The sequence below is a fragment of the Paenibacillus sp. EKM301P genome, from assembly GCF_011800295.1.
In the GTDB taxonomy this organism is placed as follows: Bacteria; Bacillota; Bacilli; order Paenibacillales; family Paenibacillaceae; genus Paenibacillus; species Paenibacillus polymyxa.
The window spans coordinates 26102-49225 of record NZ_JAALFM010000014.1; the positions used below are offsets into that span (position 1 = coordinate 26102).

19 protein-coding genes and 1 riboswitch are annotated in these 23124 nt (G+C 46.7%); of the genes, 10 read left to right on the top strand and 9 right to left on the bottom strand.

The window, feature by feature from the left end:
- Positions 1 to 165 precede the first annotated feature (165 nt).
- Entirely contained in the window at positions 166 to 963 is a 798-nt protein-coding gene (gene pdaA, locus HFD99_RS21925; RefSeq protein WP_016818827.1) for a delta-lactam-biosynthetic de-N-acetylase, read from the top strand.
- Between the two features lie 161 nt (positions 964 to 1124).
- Positions 1125 to 1892, top strand: coding sequence for an HAD-IIB family hydrolase (locus tag HFD99_RS21930; RefSeq protein WP_123796682.1), 768 nt, complete (start codon positions 1125 to 1127; stop codon positions 1890 to 1892).
- Between the two features lie 71 nt (positions 1893 to 1963).
- Here HFD99_RS21930 and HFD99_RS21935 read toward each other — a convergent pair whose 3' ends face one another.
- Complete coding sequence (locus HFD99_RS21935) at positions 1964 to 3664, bottom strand: glycoside hydrolase family 13 protein (protein WP_107735161.1); 1701 nt, start codon at positions 3662 to 3664, stop codon at positions 1964 to 1966.
- Between the two features lie 272 nt (positions 3665 to 3936).
- On the opposite strand from HFD99_RS21935, the gene HFD99_RS21940 reads away from it, so the two are divergent.
- Positions 3937 to 5028 carry a hypothetical protein gene (locus tag HFD99_RS21940; protein WP_123796681.1) on the top strand — a complete coding sequence of 364 codons (1092 nt, stop codon included), beginning with the start codon at positions 3937 to 3939 and terminating at the stop codon, positions 5026 to 5028.
- A gap of 149 nt (positions 5029 to 5177) precedes the next feature.
- On the opposite strand, the gene HFD99_RS21945 is transcribed toward HFD99_RS21940, so the two are convergent.
- From HFD99_RS21945 to HFD99_RS21955, 3 genes are all read right to left on the bottom strand, one after another.
- Complete coding sequence (locus HFD99_RS21945; protein WP_123796680.1) at positions 5178 to 6239, bottom strand: EAL domain-containing protein; 1062 nt, start codon at positions 6237 to 6239, stop codon at positions 5178 to 5180.
- Between the two features lie 275 nt (positions 6240 to 6514).
- The gene (locus HFD99_RS21950) at positions 6515 to 8617 is read right to left on the bottom strand and encodes a bifunctional 2',3'-cyclic-nucleotide 2'-phosphodiesterase/3'-nucleotidase (protein WP_123796679.1); all 2103 of its coding nucleotides are present in this window, start codon (positions 8615 to 8617) and stop codon (positions 6515 to 6517) included.
- Between the two features lie 218 nt (positions 8618 to 8835).
- The gene (locus tag HFD99_RS21955) at positions 8836 to 9270 is read right to left on the bottom strand and encodes a pyridoxamine 5'-phosphate oxidase family protein (protein WP_016818833.1); all 435 of its coding nucleotides are present in this window, start codon (positions 9268 to 9270) and stop codon (positions 8836 to 8838) included.
- Between the two features lie 269 nt (positions 9271 to 9539).
- Positions 9540 to 9649, top strand: a riboswitch (TPP riboswitch).
- Between the two features lie 195 nt (positions 9650 to 9844).
- On the opposite strand from HFD99_RS21955, the gene HFD99_RS21960 reads away from it, so the two are divergent.
- The 5 genes from HFD99_RS21960 (at position 9845) to HFD99_RS21980 (ending at position 14213) form a co-directional block, all read left to right on the top strand.
- Positions 9845 to 10888: an ABC transporter substrate-binding protein gene (locus HFD99_RS21960; RefSeq protein ID WP_123796678.1), complete on the top strand. Its 1044-nt coding sequence runs from the start codon at positions 9845 to 9847 to the stop codon at positions 10886 to 10888.
- 418 nt (positions 10889 to 11306) lie between these two features.
- Entirely contained in the window at positions 11307 to 11600 is a 294-nt protein-coding gene (locus HFD99_RS21965; RefSeq protein WP_016818835.1) for an MTH1187 family thiamine-binding protein, read from the top strand.
- The gene (locus tag HFD99_RS21970) at positions 11597 to 12373 is read left to right on the top strand and encodes an ABC transporter permease (RefSeq protein ID WP_044787782.1); all 777 of its coding nucleotides are present in this window, start codon (positions 11597 to 11599) and stop codon (positions 12371 to 12373) included. The genes HFD99_RS21965 and HFD99_RS21970 overlap by 4 nt, the downstream gene beginning before the upstream one ends.
- 45 nt (positions 12374 to 12418) lie before the next feature.
- Entirely contained in the window at positions 12419 to 13375 is a 957-nt protein-coding gene (locus HFD99_RS21975; RefSeq protein ID WP_123796677.1) for an ABC transporter ATP-binding protein, read from the top strand.
- Entirely contained in the window at positions 13368 to 14213 is an 846-nt protein-coding gene (locus HFD99_RS21980) for a TatD family hydrolase (protein WP_123796676.1), read from the top strand. The genes HFD99_RS21975 and HFD99_RS21980 overlap by 8 nt, the downstream gene beginning before the upstream one ends.
- Before the next feature lie 176 nt (positions 14214 to 14389).
- Here HFD99_RS21980 and nfsA read toward each other — a convergent pair whose 3' ends face one another.
- The 5 genes from nfsA to HFD99_RS22005 all read right to left on the bottom strand — a co-directional run bounded on the left by nfsA (position 14390) and on the right by HFD99_RS22005 (position 19944).
- Positions 14390 to 15133: an oxygen-insensitive NADPH nitroreductase gene (gene nfsA / locus HFD99_RS21985; protein WP_013369076.1), complete on the bottom strand. Its 744-nt coding sequence runs from the start codon at positions 15131 to 15133 to the stop codon at positions 14390 to 14392.
- Positions 15134 to 15420: 287 nt separating this feature from the next.
- Positions 15421 to 17877 (bottom strand): heavy metal translocating P-type ATPase, encoded by a 2457-nt coding sequence (locus HFD99_RS21990; RefSeq protein ID WP_031462699.1) that lies wholly within the window; start codon positions 17875 to 17877, stop codon positions 15421 to 15423.
- 117 nt (positions 17878 to 17994) lie between these two features.
- Complete coding sequence (locus HFD99_RS21995; protein ID WP_017427195.1) at positions 17995 to 18195, bottom strand: copper ion binding protein; 201 nt, start codon at positions 18193 to 18195, stop codon at positions 17995 to 17997.
- A 55-nt stretch (positions 18196 to 18250) separates the two neighbouring features.
- Positions 18251 to 18601 (bottom strand): metal-sensitive transcriptional regulator, encoded by a 351-nt coding sequence (locus HFD99_RS22000; RefSeq protein WP_017427194.1) that lies wholly within the window; start codon positions 18599 to 18601, stop codon positions 18251 to 18253.
- A 113-nt stretch (positions 18602 to 18714) separates the two neighbouring features.
- Positions 18715 to 19944 (bottom strand): multidrug effflux MFS transporter, encoded by a 1230-nt coding sequence (locus HFD99_RS22005; protein WP_123796675.1) that lies wholly within the window; start codon positions 19942 to 19944, stop codon positions 18715 to 18717.
- 202 nt (positions 19945 to 20146) lie between these two features.
- Between HFD99_RS22005 and HFD99_RS22010 the strand changes: the two genes are divergently transcribed.
- Both HFD99_RS22010 and HFD99_RS22015 read left to right on the top strand, forming a co-directional pair.
- Positions 20147 to 20740, top strand: a complete 594-nt coding sequence (locus tag HFD99_RS22010; protein WP_025363828.1) for a DUF5317 domain-containing protein — start codon at positions 20147 to 20149, stop codon at positions 20738 to 20740.
- A 283-nt stretch (positions 20741 to 21023) separates the two neighbouring features.
- The gene (locus HFD99_RS22015; protein ID WP_039268785.1) at positions 21024 to 22874 is read left to right on the top strand and encodes a bifunctional diguanylate cyclase/phosphohydrolase; all 1851 of its coding nucleotides are present in this window, start codon (positions 21024 to 21026) and stop codon (positions 22872 to 22874) included.
- The last annotated feature ends 250 nt before the right edge of the window (positions 22875 to 23124 follow it).

Below are 23124 nucleotides of genomic sequence, written 5' to 3' on the forward strand. Positions count from 1 at the left end.
TTTATAGAGTATACTACTTCGATTTTATATTGATGTCAATATGTGTTTTAAGTTTGGTGCAAGCATTTCTTTCTTTGCATAAATGAACATGATATTGCAGATGGTATGGAATATGCCGAAGTATACACATCTTACCCGAACCGGGGCGGAAGCGGAGGAACATAGATGAAGCGAATATTGACCTTGTGGCTATGCATTGCAATGATGGGAATGTCCACAGTTATGGGAGAATCGGCATCAGCTACCCAAGCTGTGGACGGACAACCGTATCATTTTGGGTTTAAAAAAAGCAAAGGAGGCGAGCTGCCCTCCATCGCACAAGAAGGCTTTATGCACCTGATTGAAAGACAAGGCGGCATCTTTTTGGGGGATACGACTAAGAAAGAATTATTTCTTACTTTCGACAACGGTTACGAAAATGGATATACTCCCAAGGTACTGGATGTATTGAAAGCAAAAAAGGTTCCGGCCGCCTTCTTTGTTACTGGGCATTTTGTAAAAGACCAACCGGATTTGATGCGCCGCATGGCGAGTGAAGGCCATATCATCGGAAACCATTCATGGAGCCACCCTGATATGAGCACCATCTCTTCGGCAGAGATTCGATCTGAGCTGGATCGGGTACGAACTGCATCTGCAGAACTGACCGGGCAAAAGGAAATGAAATATGTCCGGCCACCACGCGGCATTTTTAATGAAAAAGCATTGGCATCCTGTCGAGAAGCCGGATATACGAGTGTGTTCTGGTCGGTAGCCTACAAGGATTGGGACACGAATATTCAGCGAGGGACAGACTATGCCTATCGTCAAGTTATGCAGCAGCTCCACCCTGGAGCGGTCATTTTGCTCCATTCCGTATCCAAGGATAATGCCGAGGCACTTGGCTCGATCATTGACGAGGCTCGTAAGCAAGGATATGAGTTCAAAAGCCTGGATGACCTTAAAGTTAAGCATTATCACTAAAAATAGCTCTAACTTAATGACTTAATACCGTCATCAGCCCGATCCATATCTGCTTTAGCAGACAGTGTGAATCGGGCTTTTTAGTTTACGAATAAGGAAGGTCATGGATATAATGACGTAAGAAACGATTTGGAGAGCACTTTTTTGGAGGTACATCTATTATGCACTTTGTATTTGATTTGGATGGGACGATCTGCTTCAAGGGGCAGTGTGTGTCGGATAAGATTGCAGGCTGTTTGGAACAGTTAACTCAAGCGGGACATGAAGTCATTTTTGCCTCGGCACGACCAATCCGCGACATGCTGCCTGTACTTCCTGAACGCTTTCACAACTATACCCTGATTGGCGGTAACGGCTCAATGATCTCCCAAAATGGCAGTGTAAAATACGTAGAGTCCTTTCTTCCGGAAGTACAGAATGCTCTGCTCCCACTGCTGGAGGAACACCGAGCTACCTACTTGATTGACAGTGAGTGGGATTATGCTTATACAGGCCCAGCTGATCATCCCATACTCAACAATGTGGATGTTAGCAAGTTGGCGCAAAAGCTGCCTTTGGCGGCCCTGAAATCTATTGTAAAAATACTCATTTTAACTGCTGACGATATGGAAGGCTTGGCTGCTAAGCTTCTACCGCTGGGTGTGGTCATTCATCAACACCGCAATGAACAGGTACTGGACATTAGCCCACAGAATATCCATAAATGGAACGCGCTTCAGAAGCTAGGTGTGCAGCCTCGTCAATTTATCGCCTTTGGTAATGATGCGAATGATATTCCAATGTTCAAAGAGGCACACCATGCCGTCATGATTCATCATCATGCTGAACTGGCTGCCTACGCGACTGAATCTATCCCTAATGAGGGGGAAAATCAAGAAGAACGGATTATCGCTAAAATACGTGAATTGGCTGAAACAGTAACTGTGTAGTCCAACGCTAAGGAAGGGGAGGCTCCTCTATGAGCCTCCCCTTCTTTTATCATCTTAAGGATAACGAACATTTATTTTAAGGTTAGCTTATACACTCTAGCTTCATAAGGGCGCAGCTTCAAAGCGTGCAAATTTTCTCCTTTTACCGGTTCATAGTTGGAGAGAAGCAACTCCGCCTTGGCGATAGGAAACTCCTCACCGTCGGGCCAGTGGAACACTGGATCACGGTCAAAAAAATTCAGAATGACTAGCAAACGCTCTTGTCCCAGCATGCGCGCAAATACATACAGTTCTGTATCAAGTGGCAACAACAGCTTGTATTCGCCATAGACTATGACCTCATGTTGTTTGCGCAGAGCAATCAACTTGCGATAATAGTGAAAAATCGAGTTCGGATTATTTCTTTCCGCCTCTGCATTAATGTGCGTGTAGTTATCATTAATTTTCATCCACGGCTCTCCATCGGTAAATCCGGCTGCAGGTCCGGCATTCCACTGCATGGGAGTGCGTGCATTATCCCGACTTTTTCGCCAGATCGCGGCCATAATCTGCTCCTCCGGCTCACCGACCTTTCGTTGCTGCTCATAATAGTTTAACGTTTCCACATCCCGATAATCATCAATCGACGGGAAGGCAATATTCGTCATTCCAATCTCTTCACCCTGATAAATATAAGGCGTGCCCTCAAGCATATGTGTGAAGGTTGCCAGCATTTTAGCTGATTCCGCACGGTACTGGCCATCATTCGCAAAACGCGAGAGAGCCCGCGGTTGATCATGATTGTTCAGATAATTGGCATTCCATCCTTCCTGATGAAGCACCGTCTGCCAACTACTCATTATTTTTTTCAGTTCCACCAGCGTCCACGACTTGTACTTCCATTTTTCCGTTCCTAACCCTTGGGCATCAATAAACATGTGCTCAAACTGGAACACCATATTCAGCTCATGCCGCTGATCTCCCACATAATCCAGTGCCTGCTCTGGCCCTAAACCGGACGTTTCACCAACCGTCATTAAGGGATAACGCTCCAGTACCTTTTCGTTCAGCATCCGTAGAAGTACATGTACCTGTTCAAGGTTGGAAAAGAGCTGATAGGCACGCACCAAGGTTTGTTTGTCAGGATTATGCGCATCCGGCAGTCCTTCGGCTTTGACAATATGGGCAATAGCGTCAAAGCGGAAGCCATCGACTCCCTTTTTTAACCACCATTCCACCATACGATAGAGTTCACCCACCATCTCTTCATTTTCCCAGTTCAGATCCGGCTGATGCTCGGAATATAGATGCATGTAATATTCGTCTGTAAGCTTGTCATATTTCCATACAGAACCGGAGAAATACGATTCCCAGTTGTTCGGATATCCGCCATTTTTGCCTGTTCGCCATATGTAGTAGTCCCGCTTCGGATTATCCTTGGACGAGCGTGACTCCGTGAACCACGGGTGCTCATCCGACGTATGGTTTAATACCAAATCCATCATAATTTTGATACCTCGTTCATGCGCCTGATGAAGGAGTTCATCAAAATCCTCCATCGTTCCAAACTCATCCATAATGGCATAATAATCGCTAATATCATATCCGTTATCATGATTGGGCGACTTATATATCGGGCAAATCCAGATCACATCAATACCCAGCTCAGACAGATAATCCAGCCGAGACAAAATGCCGCGCAGGTCCCCTTTTCCGTCTCCGTCAGAATCCTGAAAACTGATCGGGTATATCTGATAAACAACAGCTTCCTTCCACCATATTTTTTTAGGCATGTTTCCCTCCTGTATCTTCTCTGTACATCCAATAGCTTATGCTCTTAACATACACGCAATACCTGTATGCGAATCGTCGGTGCAGGGAAATGAGGGACTTGTAAGCTTGCTTAGGTACACAAGCAGAGCTGCTATAGCCTACGATATATTTTTTTAATTTATTTTTTTGAAAAACAGGTTGTATACATGGACTTGGCGTTACCTATATTTATGAACTACCCATATACTTGAACCAAAAGCGGTGCCATTCTTGAATTTAGGGAGGAATTGATATGAACCTTCGACCCAAGGAGCCAAAGGATTTGATTGTGGAGTCAGCTGTGATCCCGCCCAACATCCATGTGGATGTGGAGTCAGCCACGGAGGGGGGAACACGCCGCCTGATGCTTAGTGATAACCCAGAGACGCTTACCCACGTGACGGTACCTACCGAGCAAGCCACTTTGTGGCATGATGTGGTTCGCACCACCACCCGGACAGTCAAGCACCGGATTTTCGGCTGGCATTATAACAAAATCGACAGCCCTGTTAAACTGGGCATCACCATAGAGAATAAAAGCACGGCCCGCCTGGAAGTACGCCATATTGAACGTGCCCTGGAGATTGTACCTGAGGATGGCAACTGGATTATTGATGTCGGGCAATCTATTGCCAAAAGCTGTTTGGCAGGTACAATGAAACGTCTAAAGCCAGTAGACCGTCACAAATTCGGCAAAGACACCGCCTTGCTGGAGGAATTTGAGCTACTCGTAGGATCGCTGGCTGGATTCATCTATGACCTCACGGTAGAATATGCCGAAGGTCACGGTACGCTGGACTATGTGATTCGCACCGTAGTCAGCAAAGATACGCAGACTGATCTGCGCGAGATTCATGAGGATGCGCTCCCTCCTGTACCCCCGCCACAGGCGCATCCACGGGGCGTATGGTCCTTTTCTGAAACAAATGCGCGTATGCCGGAGTATGTAGTAGGACAAAGCGCCAACTACCGAGCATGTGCCACTAAGAAACTGAACGGCGAAACTCCTGCCGATCTACTGTTTACAGGGGAACGCAGCGAGCTGGGGCCTGCGCTTGATAATCGCGGACAATTCGGAACAATATATAACGCAACCATTCCTATCGTTAATCACAGTAGTGAGGTACGTACCGTACGAATCTACGCTAATCCACGTGGAGGTGCATTCGCCGGGTCTGTACGCATAGATCGTCATGTATACGGTATCCCCTTACTACAAGATAATACCAAGGTATGCCGACTGACTGACATCCGCGTCCCGCCTGGCCAGTCGAGCTATTCTCTTAGCTTCATGGTTGCAGGTAGCGCGACTACTCCGCTGGGTTTATACGTGATCACACTATAATCGTAATAACATTAGATGGACACATGGGTCGCCTCAATAGTGCAAAGAATATAATTAAGATGTAATTGTTCTAAAAAATCAAATAACCCGGTGACCATAGATCATCGGGTTATTTGTGTCGATTTCTTTATAGAATACGCTATTTCAGATTACACTACTCTACTAAGTATAAAATTGGATGGTGGAGTAGGCTCCGGCTTACCAAACAAATAACCCTGGGCTAGCGACACACCTGCATCACGACAAAATTCAAAATCCTCCATTTGCTCTACACCTTCAGCCAACACCTGACCACCAAAACGAAAAGCGGATTCCACTATCCCAGTAATTTGGCGTTTTTGATCACTGTTACTGTGACAGCCATCAATTATACTGCGGTCAATTTTAACATAATCGGGCTGGAGGCAATTCATAAGCTCTGTCGTAGAATAGCCTGCCCCTACATCGTCCAGTGCCACCGAAACTCCCCGTGTACGATATTGTTCAAAGATTTGATGCAAAAAATTCAGGTCGTCTATTTCTTCCGTCTCTACGACCTCAAACACAAAATCCTCCGTATTCATGGATAACCGATCAATTGTCTCAAAGGTGTGATTCAAGCAATAAGTCGGATTATAAATAGTTGAAGGGAGAAAGTTAATAAATCGTTTAATTCCCGTCGGAAGGCATGTCGCACTTTTTTCAATGGCGGAAATACGAGCCGAGCGATCCAAATGAGCATGCAAGCCAGCTTCACGAGCAACTTCAAACAGTCGGAAAGGCTGAAAAGACTTATCGGGCTGTGATGGACGCAGCAAAAACTCAAAGCCGATGATATTCAGCTTGTAGTCAACAATAGGTTGCATATGGCTGGTAAAGTTTTGATTCTTAATAATACTCACCAGATCCGGATGTTGCAGTCGAGCTTGCAATTGACTAAATAAAAGCCAGTCCTCAAATCCCTCAACATGTTGCAAACCAGTCACCACAACTTGCATTCGGTCCAAGCACTCCTGCGGCAGACGAGCCAGTCCGTTAACCAACTGTTCCAACTGTGAACGGCTGTCGTAGCGAAACACGATGTTATCCTCACACCAATGTTTTGGTTTCATTTGTTCCGATAGCATACCCAAGCCCTCTAATGCTGGAGTAAGCGACACCCTAGAATGCCTAATTTTCAGCAATCCTTGATCCTTAATAGGTAATATGATGCTGCAATTGCTGCAAGTCATAATGGTCCTCCTCGGAACAATTTCCCGGTTTTTTCACCATTATATCACAAACAATTAGAACAAAAGTACTATATAATTACGTGTTTTGACAAAAAATAAGCTTATTCCGAACAACAACTTAGGACTTAAGTACATATTCGACAAAAACAAAGCCTTTTTTACACTCATAATAAACACGGTACTATTGTATTGGGCATCAAAAAAAGCAGCAAATCTCTTGTTTAAAGAGACTTACTGCTTCATTCTGTTATGGATATGGAAACTAAAATCCCAAGTTACTTGGACGCCTTTGGCTTCGTTGTTTTAGCTGGTTTTGCAGCCGCAGGCTTAGTTGTTTTGACAGCTGGCTTCGCGGTTGCTTTCGCAGGTGCCGCAGCTTCCTTCACAGAGGTCGTTGCTGCACTAGGCTTAGCGCCAGCTTTCAAGCTGTATTTGGCAAACCCGTCTGCCGCGCTGCTCAAGTATGAAATTTGTTGATTTCCGGCCAGCACGTCTTTGGCATCAGGAGAGGACTCAAAGGTAACCTTGGCCTGACCAAAAGGAGCAATAGACCAGTTGCCGTCCGCTGACGGATTAATCGTTCCGTTCGTACGGATATAATCAACAACGACTTGGCGACTTTCATCAGGTGCTGCCATCACAATTCGTTTGCCATCTGGGTTGGCCAGTTTGGAGGAGGAAGCACGATAGTTATTGGTCGCAACGATAAATTTCTGTGCAGGATCAATAGCCTTCCCATTGTATTGCAGATCCTTGATACGATGGGCTGAAGAATCAATAATAGTTCCCTTGGCATCATATCGTGCAGGCTGAGTTACATCAATCTGGTAATTCACACCGTCAATCACATCAAAATTGTAGGTTGGAAAATCTTTGTTGATCAATGATTGTTCCTCTGTTTTGCTAGGATCAATGCGGTTGAACTGACCCGCAGACCACTCTAGCCACTCCTGAATTTCAGCACCAGTAACTTCTACAGCATGAACCGTGTTCGGGTACACATACAGATCGGACACGTTTTTAATCGCTATTGTACCTTCAGGAATGTTGGTATAATACTCGGCACCGTTGCGACCACCGGCTTTGAATGGAGCGCCTGCCGATAATACGGGAAGATTTTCGTATTCGGTTCCTTTAAGATGGTTTTGAACATACCATTTCTGTGCATTTGTCACAATTTGAATGGACGGGTCATCCTGTACTAATGCAAAATAGCTGGTAATCGGTGCAGTCGTTGTTCCGACAGGTTGACGAACATAATCCAGCGTTCCTTGATGCTCTTCTTTGATCGCATCAATCAGTTTAAATTCAGGAGTAAACTGCACAGACTGATTGGTAGTACTCACAACTGGACGCACTTGAGACTGAGAGTTGATTACGTTCCACTCGTCTTTCTTCTTTTCCAGGCTCAGGTCAATAATCCCCAGATCCTTACCCCATGAAGAAGCTTCCACGGCCGGCACGCCATTAATGGTTCCTCTATCCAGATCTACACCCTTCATATCTTTAAAATCAGGGCCAGGGAAAGATTTATGAGCATGCCCAAACAGAATCGCGTTAATTCCGTCCACCTGGCTCAAATACTTAACGGCATTCTCCATCATTGGTGTTTGCGGCACATCCTCATAGCCTGTATGTGCAAGCACAACAATAATGTCAGCACCTTCTGTTTTCATTTGTGGAATAAACTTTTTGGCTGTTTCCACGATATCCTTTGTAACGACCTTATCCTTCAAATTAGCTTCATCCCACTGCATAATTTGAGGTGTTACTAGACCGATAACACCCACTCTGAGTGTATGCTCTTCGCCTTTCTCATCTGTTACTGTTTTATCAAGAATCTGATAAGGGGTAAAATAATTTTTAGTAGCTTGCCCCCCTTTATCAACATAAACGTTCGCATTTACGTAAGGAAAATCAGCACCCTTGAGCGATTTGTCCAGAAAGTCGAGACCGTAGTTAAATTCGTGGTTGCCGACAGTAGCCGCATCATAGCCCATCAAGTTCATCATCTTATAGACCGGATGAACACCGCCTTCTTTCTCAAAGGTTTTGTTGCGGGCCATATAATCGTCTAATGGATTGCCCTGCAGCAAATCACCGTTATCGAACAGCATGCTGTTTCTTGTTTCACTACGCGCTTGTTGGATCAAGCTTGCTGTCCTAATCAAGCCATATTCGTTGGTTTCTTTGTCCGAATAATAATCATAATTCATGAGCGCTCCATGAATATCCGTTGTCTCCATGATCCGCAAATTCACCGTAGCGCTATCGCGAGAATTGCTAGCTGCCCAGGATGGAGCGGCTGAAAACACCAGTAGGCTACAAGCTACAACTGCTGCTGTAAACCCTTTAAACCAATTTTTACGAAATAACAAAATATACCCCTCCTCATTAAGGTGTATGCCTCATATACATACTTTTGCACATATATGTAAGCTTTGAACCCACCATTCCTATTTTAATCCAACGCCAGACAAAAGAGTAGTCATTTGCTTAAAATATTTATGAAAAAATAATTATTTTGCGTATAAAAAAAGCCAATAAATCTCCTGAAAAAGTTGGAAATTTACTGGCTTGTTCGTTTATATTGTTTCTATTTCGTCCACACCTGGCGCTCCGTTTGTTGACCCACGTACTCAATACGAGTCGGATTGACGTCTAAGATGACATAATCGGGATCATCTGGTCCGGAAAACCATTTTTTCAGAGAATCATTCCACACTTGTTTGCGTAACCCCTCATCAGCTGTAATCTGGACGGTAGCCTCCACTTCCAAGACTTCCTTCGTGCCACCCACTTCATAGCCCAGCAACAGATAAGCATTCGGATTGTCCTTTAGCTCATCCACTTTATGTGTTTTGCGATCCGTCGCCAGATGAATGTTCATTCCATCGTTAAAAAGGGCCATATAGCGTACTTTCGGTTTTCCGCCCTCAACCGTACCTAACGAGCAAAATTTGTTGTTATCCAAAGCCTTCACAATGGCTTGTTCCAGCTGACTGCGATCCAGTGTCTCCGTTTTACCCACAGTACAACAACTCCTTTTTACGAATTAGAATTCTATAGGGCTATGCCACTTGGCACCAGCTCTCCTAAACATACAGTGTAGCTGTTCTGAAAATAACATGACCGAAACAGATCTGAATGATTCATGTCCATTTTCAGATCAAAGCTCACAGTAAAAGTGTACCCTGTCGTTCGACAAATGAACCGTGAGCGCTCCCTCAAGGCTGGACAGACCTGCTTTCAAGGCATATAATCGTCGTAGTAAACCCGAATAAACGAACCCATTAAACCATACAATGCCAGGGGTGCTGGAATCGGCCGGCTGAGAGTGTGTCCCAAGACACTGACCCTTACAACCTGATCTGGGTAATGCCAGCGTAGGAATGCTTAAGCAAGATGTGCCTTTTATTAAAACAGGACATCCCTTACTTTGGTATATACAAGCGCAAGCGTCCCGGAATCTCGGGACGCTTTTTTTGTTGAAGATAAAGTTGTTGGAAAGATTGCTTCCGGCAGATGTGATTTTTGTGAAAATGGGGAATATAAACTGTCTGATTGGACGGATAACGGGTAATTAAAAAGGAGAGAACACAACGATGAAGCGCATGAAAATGTTAAGCCTGGGTCTGATCAGTCTGTGGCTCATGGCTATGACTCTGACCGCTTGCGGCGGCAATCCCCCTACATCTCAAAAGGAGGTTCCTGCTGCCGACACTTCAACGTCTACCTCGGCAAAGGGGCTCAAAGATGTTAAAGTCGTGCTCGACTGGACACCCAATACGAATCACACGGGACTCTATGTCGCCAAGGACAAAGGATTTTACGAAAAAGCAGGCTTGAATGTCCAAATTGTTCAACCAGGTTCAGGCGGAGCCGACCAAATGGTTGCTTCGAATGCTGCACCTTTTGGTATCAGCTATCAAGAAGGCGTCACTCAGGCTCGTATCCAAGGCGTACCGCTCGTATCCATCGCTGCGGTGATTCAGCATAACACCTCTGGCTTCGCAGCTCCGGTAGACCGCGGAATTAAAAGCCCGAAAGATTTCGAGGGTAAAAGCTACGGCGGCTGGGGTTCTCCTGTAGAAGAAGCGGTCATGAAATCCATCATGGATTCAGACCAAGGTGATGTGAGCAAAGTGAAAATCGTCAATATGGGCAATGCAGACTATTTTACAGCCGTGAAGCGGGATATTGACTTTGCCTGGATTTTCTACGCATGGACCGGGATTGAGGCCGAGCTTCGAGGCGAGCCCTTGGATATGCTGTATGTAAAAGATTATTCCAAAAGTCTCGATTACTATACACCTGTAATTGTGAGCAATGAACAGACGATAAAAAACGATCCTGACCTAGTCAAAGCGTTCATGGACGCTACTGCACAAGGCTATGAATACACTATCGCCCATCCAGAAGAAGCGGCGAATATCTTAACTAAAGCTGTGCCAGAGCTGGACAAAAAACTGGTACTTGCTAGCCAAAAATGGCTAAGCCCGCGTTATCAGGACGATGCCACGCAATGGGGTTTACAAAAAGCAGAGGTATGGCAAAACTACTCGGATTGGATGTATGAACGCAAGCTGCTCAGCAAACCTTTGGAAGTCGATAAGGCCTTCACAAACGACTTCTTGCCCAAGCGTTGATCATTTTGTTAAAACGCTAAATAAGACTGGACTAGAGAAGTGAACGAAGCGCCACTACGCGGACGGATGATGCTTCCCATCGCCACCGCCCCCGGATTTCTCGAATAAAGCCCTCAGCAGGGTAGAAATCCGGGGACAAAAGCGACCGTTTTGCTTGTACAGCACCATTCCGTCCAATTCGTTCTCGTTCCACTTGGTTTATTTCTCTAGTCTCATAGTATCTAAGCGCAAAAACAGGTGCGCTTATGTAGAAAATACCGTACAAAATACTGTACAACCTAGCTTTAAAACTAAGTTGCTTTTAAGGCGGTTGGTAGCGGAGCGGTTCATTTGAATCTGAAGAAGCGAAGCGGTCTCCCCACCTTAAACCACCATATCTTTTTTACTAACACTCCAATAAAGGACAGGTGAAATTCACATGGCTAATACACTGCTCAGCATTCAAGTAATCCCTAAAACACCTAATAACGAAGACTCTTACCCCTATGTAGACAAGGCGATTGAGGTCATCCAGCGTTCCGGTGTCAAACATCAGGTGAATCCATTGGATACGACCATGGAGGGCGAGCTCGACGAGTTGCTGAAAGTGGTTAAAGAAATGCACGAGGCTTTGACGGAAGCTGGAAGTCCCAGCGTCATTTCACAGATCAAAATTGCACATAACCCACAGGGTATCAGCATGAACAAGCTGACCGAGAAGTATCGCCCATGAATCCGAAAGGCAAGAACGCATCCTGGTGGAAAAGCGTATGGCCGCCCCTTGTGGCGGTCCTCTTCTTTTTAGCGGCTTGGCAGGGAGCGGTTTCCTATTTACATATTGAATCCTGGCTGCTGCCAGCTCCATCCCTAATCGTACAAGAGGGTATGGCGCAGTCGGCGTTGCTTGGTGCCCATACATGGGCTACGATTCGCCTGACGCTTGCGGGGTTTGCTATAGGGACAGCAACGGGACTGCTGATCGCCATCGTTCTTCATACGATTCCTTTTCTCAAATCTGCTTTGTACCCGCTCCTGATCCTTAGCCAAAACATTCCGATTATCGCCCTCGGTCCGTTGCTCATGGTATGGTTCGGTTTTGGCGTGCTGCCCAAGCTTATGGTCATTACATTAGTATGCTTTTTTCCCGTGGCTGTAGCAGCCATGGACGGGCTGACACGGACAGACCGTATGATGATGAACTACATGCGGATGTCGGGTGCAAGCCGCAGGGCTATTTTTATGAAGCTGGAGCTGCCACACTCCCTGCCACAAGTCTTCTCTGGCATTAAAATCGCTGCTACCTACAGTGTGATGGGCGCGATTATTGCCGAATGGATTGGGGCCAGTGAAGGAATTGGATATTATATGTTGCTGCAAAAATCTGCCTATCGTACGGATCTCATTTTTGCCGCTATCGGGATTATTGTTACACTCAGCTTACTGATGTTTGTCGTTATTCTACTACTGGAGAAATGGTTGGTGCGCTGGAAGCCTGATCAAGAATAGCCTCCACATATTGCATTAAAGCATTAATGAAAGGACGTGGCACATATGAGTCTGCATCCGACGGACTTGACATCACCACCTGTGGCTGATGAACAGCAACAAGCCGGAGAACCGCAGGTAATGACACCTGCTCCTCCTGCTTTGGAATTGGACGGGATCAGCCTCGCCTTCCGGGAAAAGCGAAGCTCACTGCCTGTACTACAGGATGTATCCCTTACCGTTAAGCCAGGCGAATTTGTCTCCCTCATTGGTCCGTCAGGCAGTGGCAAAAGTACGCTGTTTCACATCATCGGCGGGCTGCTCAAGCCGCAGCAGGGACGTATTCGTATGCATGGACAGGACGTGACTGGTGAACGCGGTCATATTAGCTATATGCCGCAGCAGCCCGCCCTTTTCCCCTGGCGCACCACGCTGGACAACATACTACTCGGGCAGGAAAACGCACCGCGAAAGGATGATGCAGTAGCAGAGTCCCGATACGTCAGCGAACGTGAACGGCGCAAAGAAGCCTTGCAATGGCTTGAGCAGGTTGGGCTGGGCAAGTTCGCGAAGGCGTATCCGCATACGCTATCTGGTGGCATGCAGCAACGTGCGGCCTTTCTCCGCGCCCTGCTTAGCCCGCAGGAATTAATGCTGCTGGATGAGCCGTTCAGCGCACTCGATGCGCTGACACGTGCAGACATGCAGCAATGGTTATTGCGGATGTGGGAGAAGAACCGCCGCTCTGTGCTGTTCATTACCCACAGCATTGAAGAAGCGCTGTTGCTCTCCGACCGCATTTATGTGCTGTCGGCGCGACCTGCTTCAGTGATGCATGTCGTAGACGTTCCTTTTCCTCGCCCGCGTAGGGAAGAAATCACCCTCGATCCACGCTTTATGGAATGGAAGCGGACAATGACTGGCTGGATGCGTGAGGAAAAGCACAAACTGGACGGCGATATGGACACCGCTGAAAGTGTCCGTAAAAACACCTCTGCCGGCGGGGTAAACCATTATGAATGATTGGAATGTGCACCCTGCATTGAGATTGAACGTCGCAGCAACTGTTCCCTTAATCGACGCACACATTCATGTAGACAGTTACCCACCTGAACAACAGGAGCTATTGCTCGCTTCGCTTGTCGACAACCATGTAGAAGCCATCGTAGCTGTGTCCATGCATCTCGCCTCCAGTCAAGCCAACTTGCGCCTGGCTGAGCGTTGGCCCAGGCTAGTACGTCCAGCCTTCGGCTTTCATCCAGAACAGGCTCTGCCATCACAAGCCGAGCTTGACCTGTTGTTCCACTGGATGGACGAACATGTACAGCAGATGGTCGCGGTGGGTGAAGTCGGCTTGCCCTATTACAATCGGCTGGAAGCCTCACGCAACGGAGATGCTTTTTACCTCGCTCCCTACATAGTGCTACTGGAGCGTTTTATCCAGTTTGCAAGCAAGCATAGCAAGCCCATCGTGCTGCACGCCGTTTATGAAGATGCAGACATGGCCTGCGACCTGTTGGAACGTCACGGCGTTACGCAGGCGCATTTCCACTGGTTCAAGGGCTCTGCCGCCACGACCGAACGTATGGCCCGTAATGGCTATTATGTGTCCTTCACACCGGATCTCCTGTACGAAGAAGAAATCCGCAGTTTGGCAAGGCAGTATCCGTCTAATCAGGTCATGGCAGAGACAGACGGCCCATGGCCATTCGAGGGCCCTTTTACCGGACAGCAGACACATCCACGGATGACTGCCGAGGTCATTCGCGAGTATAGCAAGCTGACCGGTCAAGATGAAGCTACTGTCCGTCAATTGTTTTATGATAATACGAGCCGCTTCTACTCCCTGTCTAATTCATAAAGGCATATCAGCTATTTACTAAAAGGCTCACAACCATAACTTGTAGTCAAAGCAAAGAACCTCCTTATATACGCGAAACTTTATCATGCGTAATTAAGGAGGTTCTTGTAATTTTACATACACGTGTTGCTCAAATGCGGCTCATCCATTGCAACGTTTTTTGACGTTGCTCCACTTTATTGCTTCAAGAAACCCTTCTGTTCCAAAAATGGCTTCAACTGCAAACGCGCTGGCTCGGTCAATCTCGTCGCCATTTGCTCAGACCAAGGTGTAGAGCGTTGACCGCCCGTACGTTCCTTCAGATATTCAGCTGATGTATGGTCGTATACCTCTACAGCTTTCATCGTCTGATTTTTATCGTAACCATTCATATGCAAAACACCGGACAGTGGAAGTCGTGGACGCAAGCCCGTTTCCTGATCCGGTACACCAATGCACATACCGAACACTGGATATACCAGCTCTGGTAACCCTAACAACTCGGATACCTCTGCTATTTTAGTACGAATGCCCCCGATGTAAACGATGCCCAAGCCGAGTGATTCAGCGGCCACCGCTGCATTTTGTGCAGCTAACGCGGCATCAATGGTTGCAACCGTATAATTTTCGACGGACCCTTCGTAGGAAGGCTGGCCTGGCTGATGATGAATCGTCACCTGCTTCAAACGATACAGGTCTGCGCACCACACCAGAAATGTAGGGCATTGCTCAACATAAGCCTGCCCTCCTGCCAACTCGGCCAGTTTTGTTTTTAAGGAAGGCTCGGTAACGGCAATAACGGTATATGCCTGCACATTGCTGGACGAGGATGCCATTTGGCCAGCTGCCACAATAGCTGCGAGCTGCTCGTCGGTAATGGGGTCTGACTTGAATTTTCGCACAGACCGGTGGTTCATCAACAAGGAAATCGTATCATTCATGACGGCTTCACTCCTAATCCATAATATAAGCTCTTTATCTGCTTCAAGCTGTGAGTACACGAAAAGGTTCTTGCATACTTGCATGGCACTCCTACAAATATTATGAAACTTTCGCCAATGATAAGCAACCTGACGCGATGAAGAGGGATTGCATGAATTAAATAAATGAAATACACAACAAAAAAGCAAGTACGCACAAAGCTAAAATTGTGCGTACTTGCTCTAATTACAAAATGATCTCGCTACAAATATCCAGCAATATGCGTCTGCCTAATACATCAAAACATTTACAGCTTCACGCGCTGGAGACGCAGCGCATTCAGCACAACCGAAACAGAGCTGAATGCCATGGCCGCTCCCGCCAACCATGGAGCAAGAAAGCCCAAAGCAGCAATCGGAATGCCGATCACGTTATAACCGAGCGCCCAGAACAGATTTTGCCGTATGTTTGTCATGGTCCGCCGGCTCATTTCGATCGCGTCCGGAATGCTATTTAGGTTACCACGCATGAGCGTAATATCGGCAGCCTCCATGGCCACATCCGTACCCGTACCCATTGCCATCCCTATATGAGCTGTAGCCAGCGCCGGCGCATCGTTAATACCGTCCCCGACCATGGCTACGATCTTGCCCTGTTCCTGAAGTCGTTTTACCTCTTCGGCCTTTCCTTCAGGCAACACTTCCGCCAGCACCCGTTCAATTCCCGCCTGGGCGGCAACGGCCCGCGCCGTCCTTTCATTGTCACCCGTAATCATAATGACTTCAATGTTCATCGCCCGCAGACGGGCCACAGCTTCTCGTGACGTTTCTTTAATTGTATCCGCGACGGCCACTAATCCGGCATAGGAACCGTCCACAGCGACAAGCATCGCCGTTTTCCCTGCGCCTTCCAGTTCATTCATTTGCTGCTCGGTTGAGTCATCAATCGCGATGCCTTCCCTGCTCATTAACCGGCGTGTGCCCACCAATACCTGCTTGCCTTCCACAGAGGCCTTCACACCATAACCCGGAATATTTTCAAAATCCGTCGGGCTCACTAGCTCAATACCTCGATCAGCAATCCCTTTTACAATAGCTTCTGCCAGCGGATGCTCCGAGCTTTTTTCTGCCGCACCGAGCAATCGCAGCAAATCCGTTTCAGCCAGGCTGCTTGCGCCAACCATAACATCCGTTAGCTCTGGCTTGCCGTTCGTAACCGTACCTGTCTTATCCAAAATCACTGCGTTGACCGAACGGGTCATTTCCAAATGCTCGCCGCCCTTGAACAAAATACCGTACTCAGCGGCACGTCCCGATCCTGCCATAATGGACGTTGGGGTAGCCAATCCGAGCGCACAAGGACAAGCAATGACGAGAACTGCAATCATTTTCTCCAATGATCCTGCAAAATCAGACGGTGTCACAAGGAAAAACCAGACGAGAAACGTCATCACGGCAATAGCAACTACGATGGGAACAAAGATACCCGAGATTTGATCCGCAATCCGCTGAATCGGGGCCTTGGAGTTTTGCGCATCTTCCACGACCTTAATAATACGGGCCAACGCCGTATCACCACCCACACGCTCAGCCTGGATACGAAGTACTCCGTTTTTATTGAGCGTGGCTCCTGTGACTGGGGAACCCTCTCCTTTTTCAACCGGAAGACTCTCGCCACTTAACATGGATTCATCCACTGCCGAACGCCCATCCACGACTACACCATCGACGGGAATTTTCTCCCCTGGACGCACAATAAAGATATCCTTCACACGCACTTGTTCAATCGGTATATCTAGCTCTTGTCCATCACGTACCACACGTGCCGTTGTCGCCTGTAGGTTCATCAAGCTCTTGATCGCCTCAGACGAACGTCCTTTGGCTACCGCTTCGAACCATTTACCGACCAGAATAAGCGTAATGAGTACCGCGCTTGTCTCGTAATACAGCTCTGGCATGGTCATGACAGGCATTCCCGCCATTCCCTGCATGACATCAGACGGACGCAGGGTAAGGTACAAGCTGTAAAAATAAGCCGCAGACGTACCCAGTGCAACTAACACATCCATATTTGAACTGCCGTTGCGAAGCGCTTTATACGCACCCACATAAAACTGCCATCCAATGATGAACTGAATGGGTGTTGTCAATACAAGTTGAAACCATGGATTCAAGAACAGTTCTGGTACATAAATCCATGAGGTAAAGGAAAAATGAGCCACCATCGCCCACAATAACGGAAGCGACAGCACTGCCGATATTATCCACTTCCATTTTTTACGTTGGATATCCTTACTGCGAACATCCGCAATATTGTCCTCAGCACTCTGTGGGATCGCTCCGTAGCCCAGCTGTTCAATCTTGCTTACCAGATCACTAACCGTAGTACTCCCAGCAGAATATTCCACATGAGCTGTTTCCATCGCCAAATTAACCGTAGCACCTGTTACGCCTGGTATTCGGTTTAATCCTTTTTCAATTCGAGCTGCACAGGCTGCGCAAGTCATGCCCGTCACATTCAAATTGGCTTCTTCACTCACAGTTCCAAAACCAAGAGAAGCAATTTTATCGCGGAATTCAGGGATTTCCACCTGCTTGGGGTCATAGGATATAGACGCCTGCTCCAATGCCAAATTCACATTAGCCTGCGCCACTCCGTCTATTCGGTTTAAACCTTTTTCAATACGGCTTGCGCAGGCTGCGCAGGACATCCCCGTAATATGAAGCGTTGTATGCTTATCACCGTCGGTCGCACGGTTTTCCATGGTAGTCCTCCTTCTACATACCCCAGTGGGGTATATTGTGTTCAAAAAGAAAAAGCTCCTTACAAGGAAGCTTCTTCTTCGAACAAACCTGTTCACGCATCATACAGCATCTTAATCTTAAACAACATCATAGCCTTGGTCTTCAATGGCTGTTTTCAGCGCTTCAACACTCAGCTTGGATTCGTCATATTCTACACTTACTTGTTTCGTTTCGAGGCTGACCTTGCCGGTAGCGCCTACTTTTTCCAAAGCTCCTTCTACGGCTTTCACGCAATGATTGCAGCTCATGCCTTCTACGTTCAATGTAACTTGTGCCATTTTCGTTTCCTCCTCAAGGGTACGTCCATACCCATAATGTGTATATCTACTACTTTTAACGGATTAGCTTCTTAACCGTAATTAATAGCTCATCAATCACTTCTTGCTCTCCTGCCTGCATGCGCTCAATGACACAGCTTTTCATATGCCCTTCCAGCAGTAGCTTGCCGACACCATTCAGGGCCGACTGAACAGCCGCAATCTGGTTCAACACATCGTCACAGTAAGTGTCCTTCTCAATCAAGCCCTTAATCCCGCGTACCTGCCCTTCAATACGGTTTAACCGGGATACAAGGCTGTTCTTGAATTCCGCCGAATGATGACTTTTTCTAACTGTCTTCTCCCCATCTGTTCCACAATGAGTCCCGTGGACTTCAGTGTGGGAAACAGGTTGCTCCTCAGCCATACATCAGCCTCCTGTGTGGTGTAATGCACTCATGCATTTAATATATCCCCATCATAATATACCCCCATGGGGTATGTCAACATTCCTGAAAAATGTCACCATTTTGCCTTGTTTCACACTTTTGAGCGTGCTTCCTTGGCAAGTACAACAAAGCTTAACAGCGCACCAAGCTCAGCTATAGCAATAACAACCGCCATCGGTACGGGGGTTGTTCCACTACCCAAGCCTACCAACGGTGAAGCGATGGAGCCCAGCAATAGAGGCAGCAAGCCAAGCATGGCGGACGCACTGCCTGCGGAACGCTGCTGACTCTGCATGGCCAGTGAAGTCGTCGTTGTACTCACAATACCTACGCAGGATACGACAAAAAACATCGGAATTAATACAGCTAACAATTGGCCTCCGGTAAAAGCTACGGTAAGCAAGCTGATCCCGGCTACAGCCGCAATCACCAGACCTGACAAGAGCAACTGTCGTTCGCTAAATCGACCCACGAGTTTACCCGTCAACTGGGAAAACAGTACAATACCCAAACCATTCACCGCAAAAATGATGCTATACGTCTGAGGAGAAACCCCGAAAATATCCTGAAGCACGAAAGGCGAGCCAGCGATGTACGCGAACATAGCCCCTGTAATCAGTGCCTGCGAGAGGGCATAACCCATAAAGCGCCGATCTGCAAATAGATGACCGAGTGTTCCCAGCGTCTGCTTCAAGCCACCGGATGAACGACGGTTCGTTGGCAACGTTTCTGGAAGGCCCAATACAACGGCAATTAGCATGGCCACACCAACTACACACAGCACCATGAAAACACCGCGCCAGGAAACAAAATTCAAAATGACACCGCCCAGCACAGGTGCAGCAATGGGAGCCACACCATTCACCAGCATGAGCAGTGAGAAAAAGCGTGTCAATTCTTTGCCCGAGTACAGATCACGGGCCACTGCTCTGGAAATCACGATCCCCGCCGATCCCGTAAGCCCTTGAATAAAGCGAAGCGCAATGAGCACAGCGATATTTGGAGCAAACACACATAACAGCGATGCCGCGGCGTACAGAATAAGCGAGATCACCAGCGGTCCTCTGCGCCCCCTCACATCGCTAAGCGGACCAGCAACGATCTGACCAACGGCCAGTCCCAACAGACAGGCTGTCAAACTAAGCTGCGCCAGCGAAGTAGTCGTATGCAAATTGTCGGCTAATGTAGGCAGTGACGGCAAATACATATCTATGGACAATGGTCCGAAGGCACTTAATGCACCCAGAACAAAGGCAATCCATAATATTCGTGATTTGGTCATATCTGCGGCAACCATTACCGTATTGGATAACCGATTCATGATAATAATCATCCTTTTCACTAAAATATAAATAATGACTTCAATATATTATGATATCATTCATTTCATCTGGCTTCGAATAATTACACGCTAATCCGCGATTTTTTTTCAAAATTGCTATAAATCAGGCAGGAATTTACCAATTTCAGGTCGAATTACACGGTAACCAAAACAAAAAAATTGTAGAATCTGGAGAATGATAATGGTCTATGATGGAGTGCTGCTGGGTCTCATTGTAGGCCTGTTCAGAGGAGGCTGGCGACAAGGTCTGATCCGTTTCAGTCATATTCGCCTTGTAGCCGGTTGGATGTTCCCCCTGCTGCTGGTGGTTCAATTCATTATTTTTTATGCTCAGGAAAAGTGGGCTTGGCTGGCAGCCATTAATGGGTATCTATTTATGGGAGTCTACGTGGTCGGATTGATATTTCTCTGGTTGAACAGACATCATAAAGGATTCAAGCTTATTTTAATCGGCGTGTTGATGAATTTTATCGTTATGGCAGTGAATGGCGGCAGGATGCCGGTCTCGCTGAGCGCTTCTGAAGTACTGGGTCCCTATTATACAGATATGCTTAAATCCGGCAGTGTCATCTCGAAACATTACATGATGGATGCGAGCACACGTTTATCATTGCTTGGTGACATCATTCCCCTTTCCAAGCCCTATCCCCGCACGCAGGTGATTAGTATTGGAGATGTCGTCATGAACTTCGGGATGTTCCTGTTTATCCAAAATGTGATGGTCGTAAAAAGAAATAAGGATAATCAACAAGAAACCAACCCCCACCATGCCTAGTTCAGAGCTTATTCCAAGGAAGGGAGGGAACCGTATGAAAAACTTGAAATACTCCCGTGTGATTATCAATGCTATTATCGTTGCTTCTGTCGTAATCGCGTTGACTTCCGGTTACAAAATTGGAGGCTAGTCACCGATAAAGAAAAAAAGGAAGCACAGGCTCAACAAAACAGGCTGGATTCCGGCCTGTTTTTTCATGTGAAATTTTCGATTACAAAATTGTAAATTATCCCATTCACCCCTGGTAGCTTTGACATCAAGATACGACAAGGCAGGAGAAAAAATGATGAGTATATTAAAAAAGCTGCAAGAACGGGTTACCACGACGGGAATATACGTATTTTTCATGTGTATGGTAGGCCTGATCGTTCTCTTGTATACGAACCATTGGTCCTTTTTGCACTATTCGACGACAGAGTGGGTCACGATCTATTCCCTGTTGGGAGCAGTTCTGATTCTGGAGCATTTTACATTCCAGTTGCCACCAGCCAGTAACAAGCAGTCCATGGATTCCTCCGTGTACCTCGCTTGTATTTTTGTGCATGGCACTGAAATTGCCATTTTGATTTTGCTGTTCAATGTGATCATTGCTGCGTTTCGGCATACAGAACTGTCCTGGTGGAAACATGCCGTCAATTTTTCCATTTACGCACTTTCCATTTTCCTGTCGTCAACCGTGTTCGAACTAAGCGGCGGAACGCAGGGAGCCTTGAACGAGGACCATTTTGCTTCCTACCTGCTCGCATTGATCTGCTACTTTACGGTAAACACAATCACCTTGGGCATCTACTTCTATATCGCATATAAAGGGTCGTTCAATGAGCTCAAACAGGCTTTTTTGGCAGAATCCCTGCTTGTATACTTATGTACACTCATCCTGTCTTTGGTCTTGACCACGCTGATTTATTACAACGGCATTTTAGGACTTTTGCTGTTCTTGGGGCTAAGCATGCTCTTATCCCACGCGTTCAAGCAAATGTTCACGATGTATCGTGAGATTGAAGAAAAAGCCAACACGGATCGCAGAACAGGGCTGTACAATCACAGCTACTTTGAAAATACACTTGAAGCTGAACTAAATACATCCAGATCGCAGAATACTCCCCTAAGTCTGGCGCTGATTGATATTGATGATTTCAAAAAATACAATGATCACTTCGGTCATCTCAAGGGCGATCAGCTACTGGGGTTTCTCGGTGAGTTTCTCAAAAAGGAAACGTTCGGTACTCATATTACCGTATCCCGCTATGGTGGAGAAGAATTCACTTTGCTTATGCCCGATCATACTGCTGAACAAGCTTATGAAAAGGTCAATGCTATCCGAAAAAAACTGAATGATTCCCGTTACGAGGGAGTTGAAATTTTCCCACACGGGTGTCTGTCCTTCTCCGCAGGCATTGCACAAAGCCGCATTGACATCTACGACAAATCACAGCTGGTCGATCTAGCGGATAAAGCACTGTACTATGCCAAGAAACAGGGCAAAAATATCGTTCATACACACGGCAGTCTAAATGAAGTGGAACGCGAGGTCGATCTCGGACAGGATATTCGTGATCTGGAGCAGCAGCTTAATCTATTCTTGTACAAGGATATTAACACCTTCAAGCATTCCAAACGGGTATTCAGATATGCAGCGGACATGAGCGATGTGCTTCAGCTCGGTCCGAAGGATAAGCGACGTTTTTTACTGGGAGCCCTCATTCACGACATTGGCAAACTGGAAATACCCTGGAATATTCTTAATAAAAAAGAGAAGCTGTCTAGCGAGGAATGGCGGATGGTACAAGCTCATGTCATGTGGGGCAAACGTATTGTCGAAGCCAATGAACGATTCATAGATTTAGTTCCTTTTGTGGAGCTGCATCATGAACGTTATGACGGGGGAGGCTATCCGTTTGGCTTTAAGGGCGAGCAAATCCCAAGGCTGTGTCGGATGCTGACGATCATCGACTCTTTTGACGCGATGACAACAGAACGTCCCTATCAACCGACCAAAACATTCGAGGAGGCCATCGAAGAATTGCGTACTTGTTCGGGGAGCCAATTCGATCCCGATCTAACGGCTATTTTTATCCAATATATTCAACATAAGCAACCTGCTTTCACGCAGTCTATAGAAGCAGGCATCTAATGTCTCATACACTATTCCACTTTATCCCTACTGTGAAAGAAATCCAGGCGATTTCTTTCACAGTAGGGACTTTTCATAAGAGCGGCATTTTGCATCATACTCATTATTTCAAATTTCATATAAATGTCATAATTCGCTCCATCTATTCACGCTATATGCACTATGATTAAGATAGGAATTGGTTTGTCCGTATAAAATGCTACAAATGAGGATATCCTCGCTTCAAGTAATCGAGAGAAGGTGACTTCAC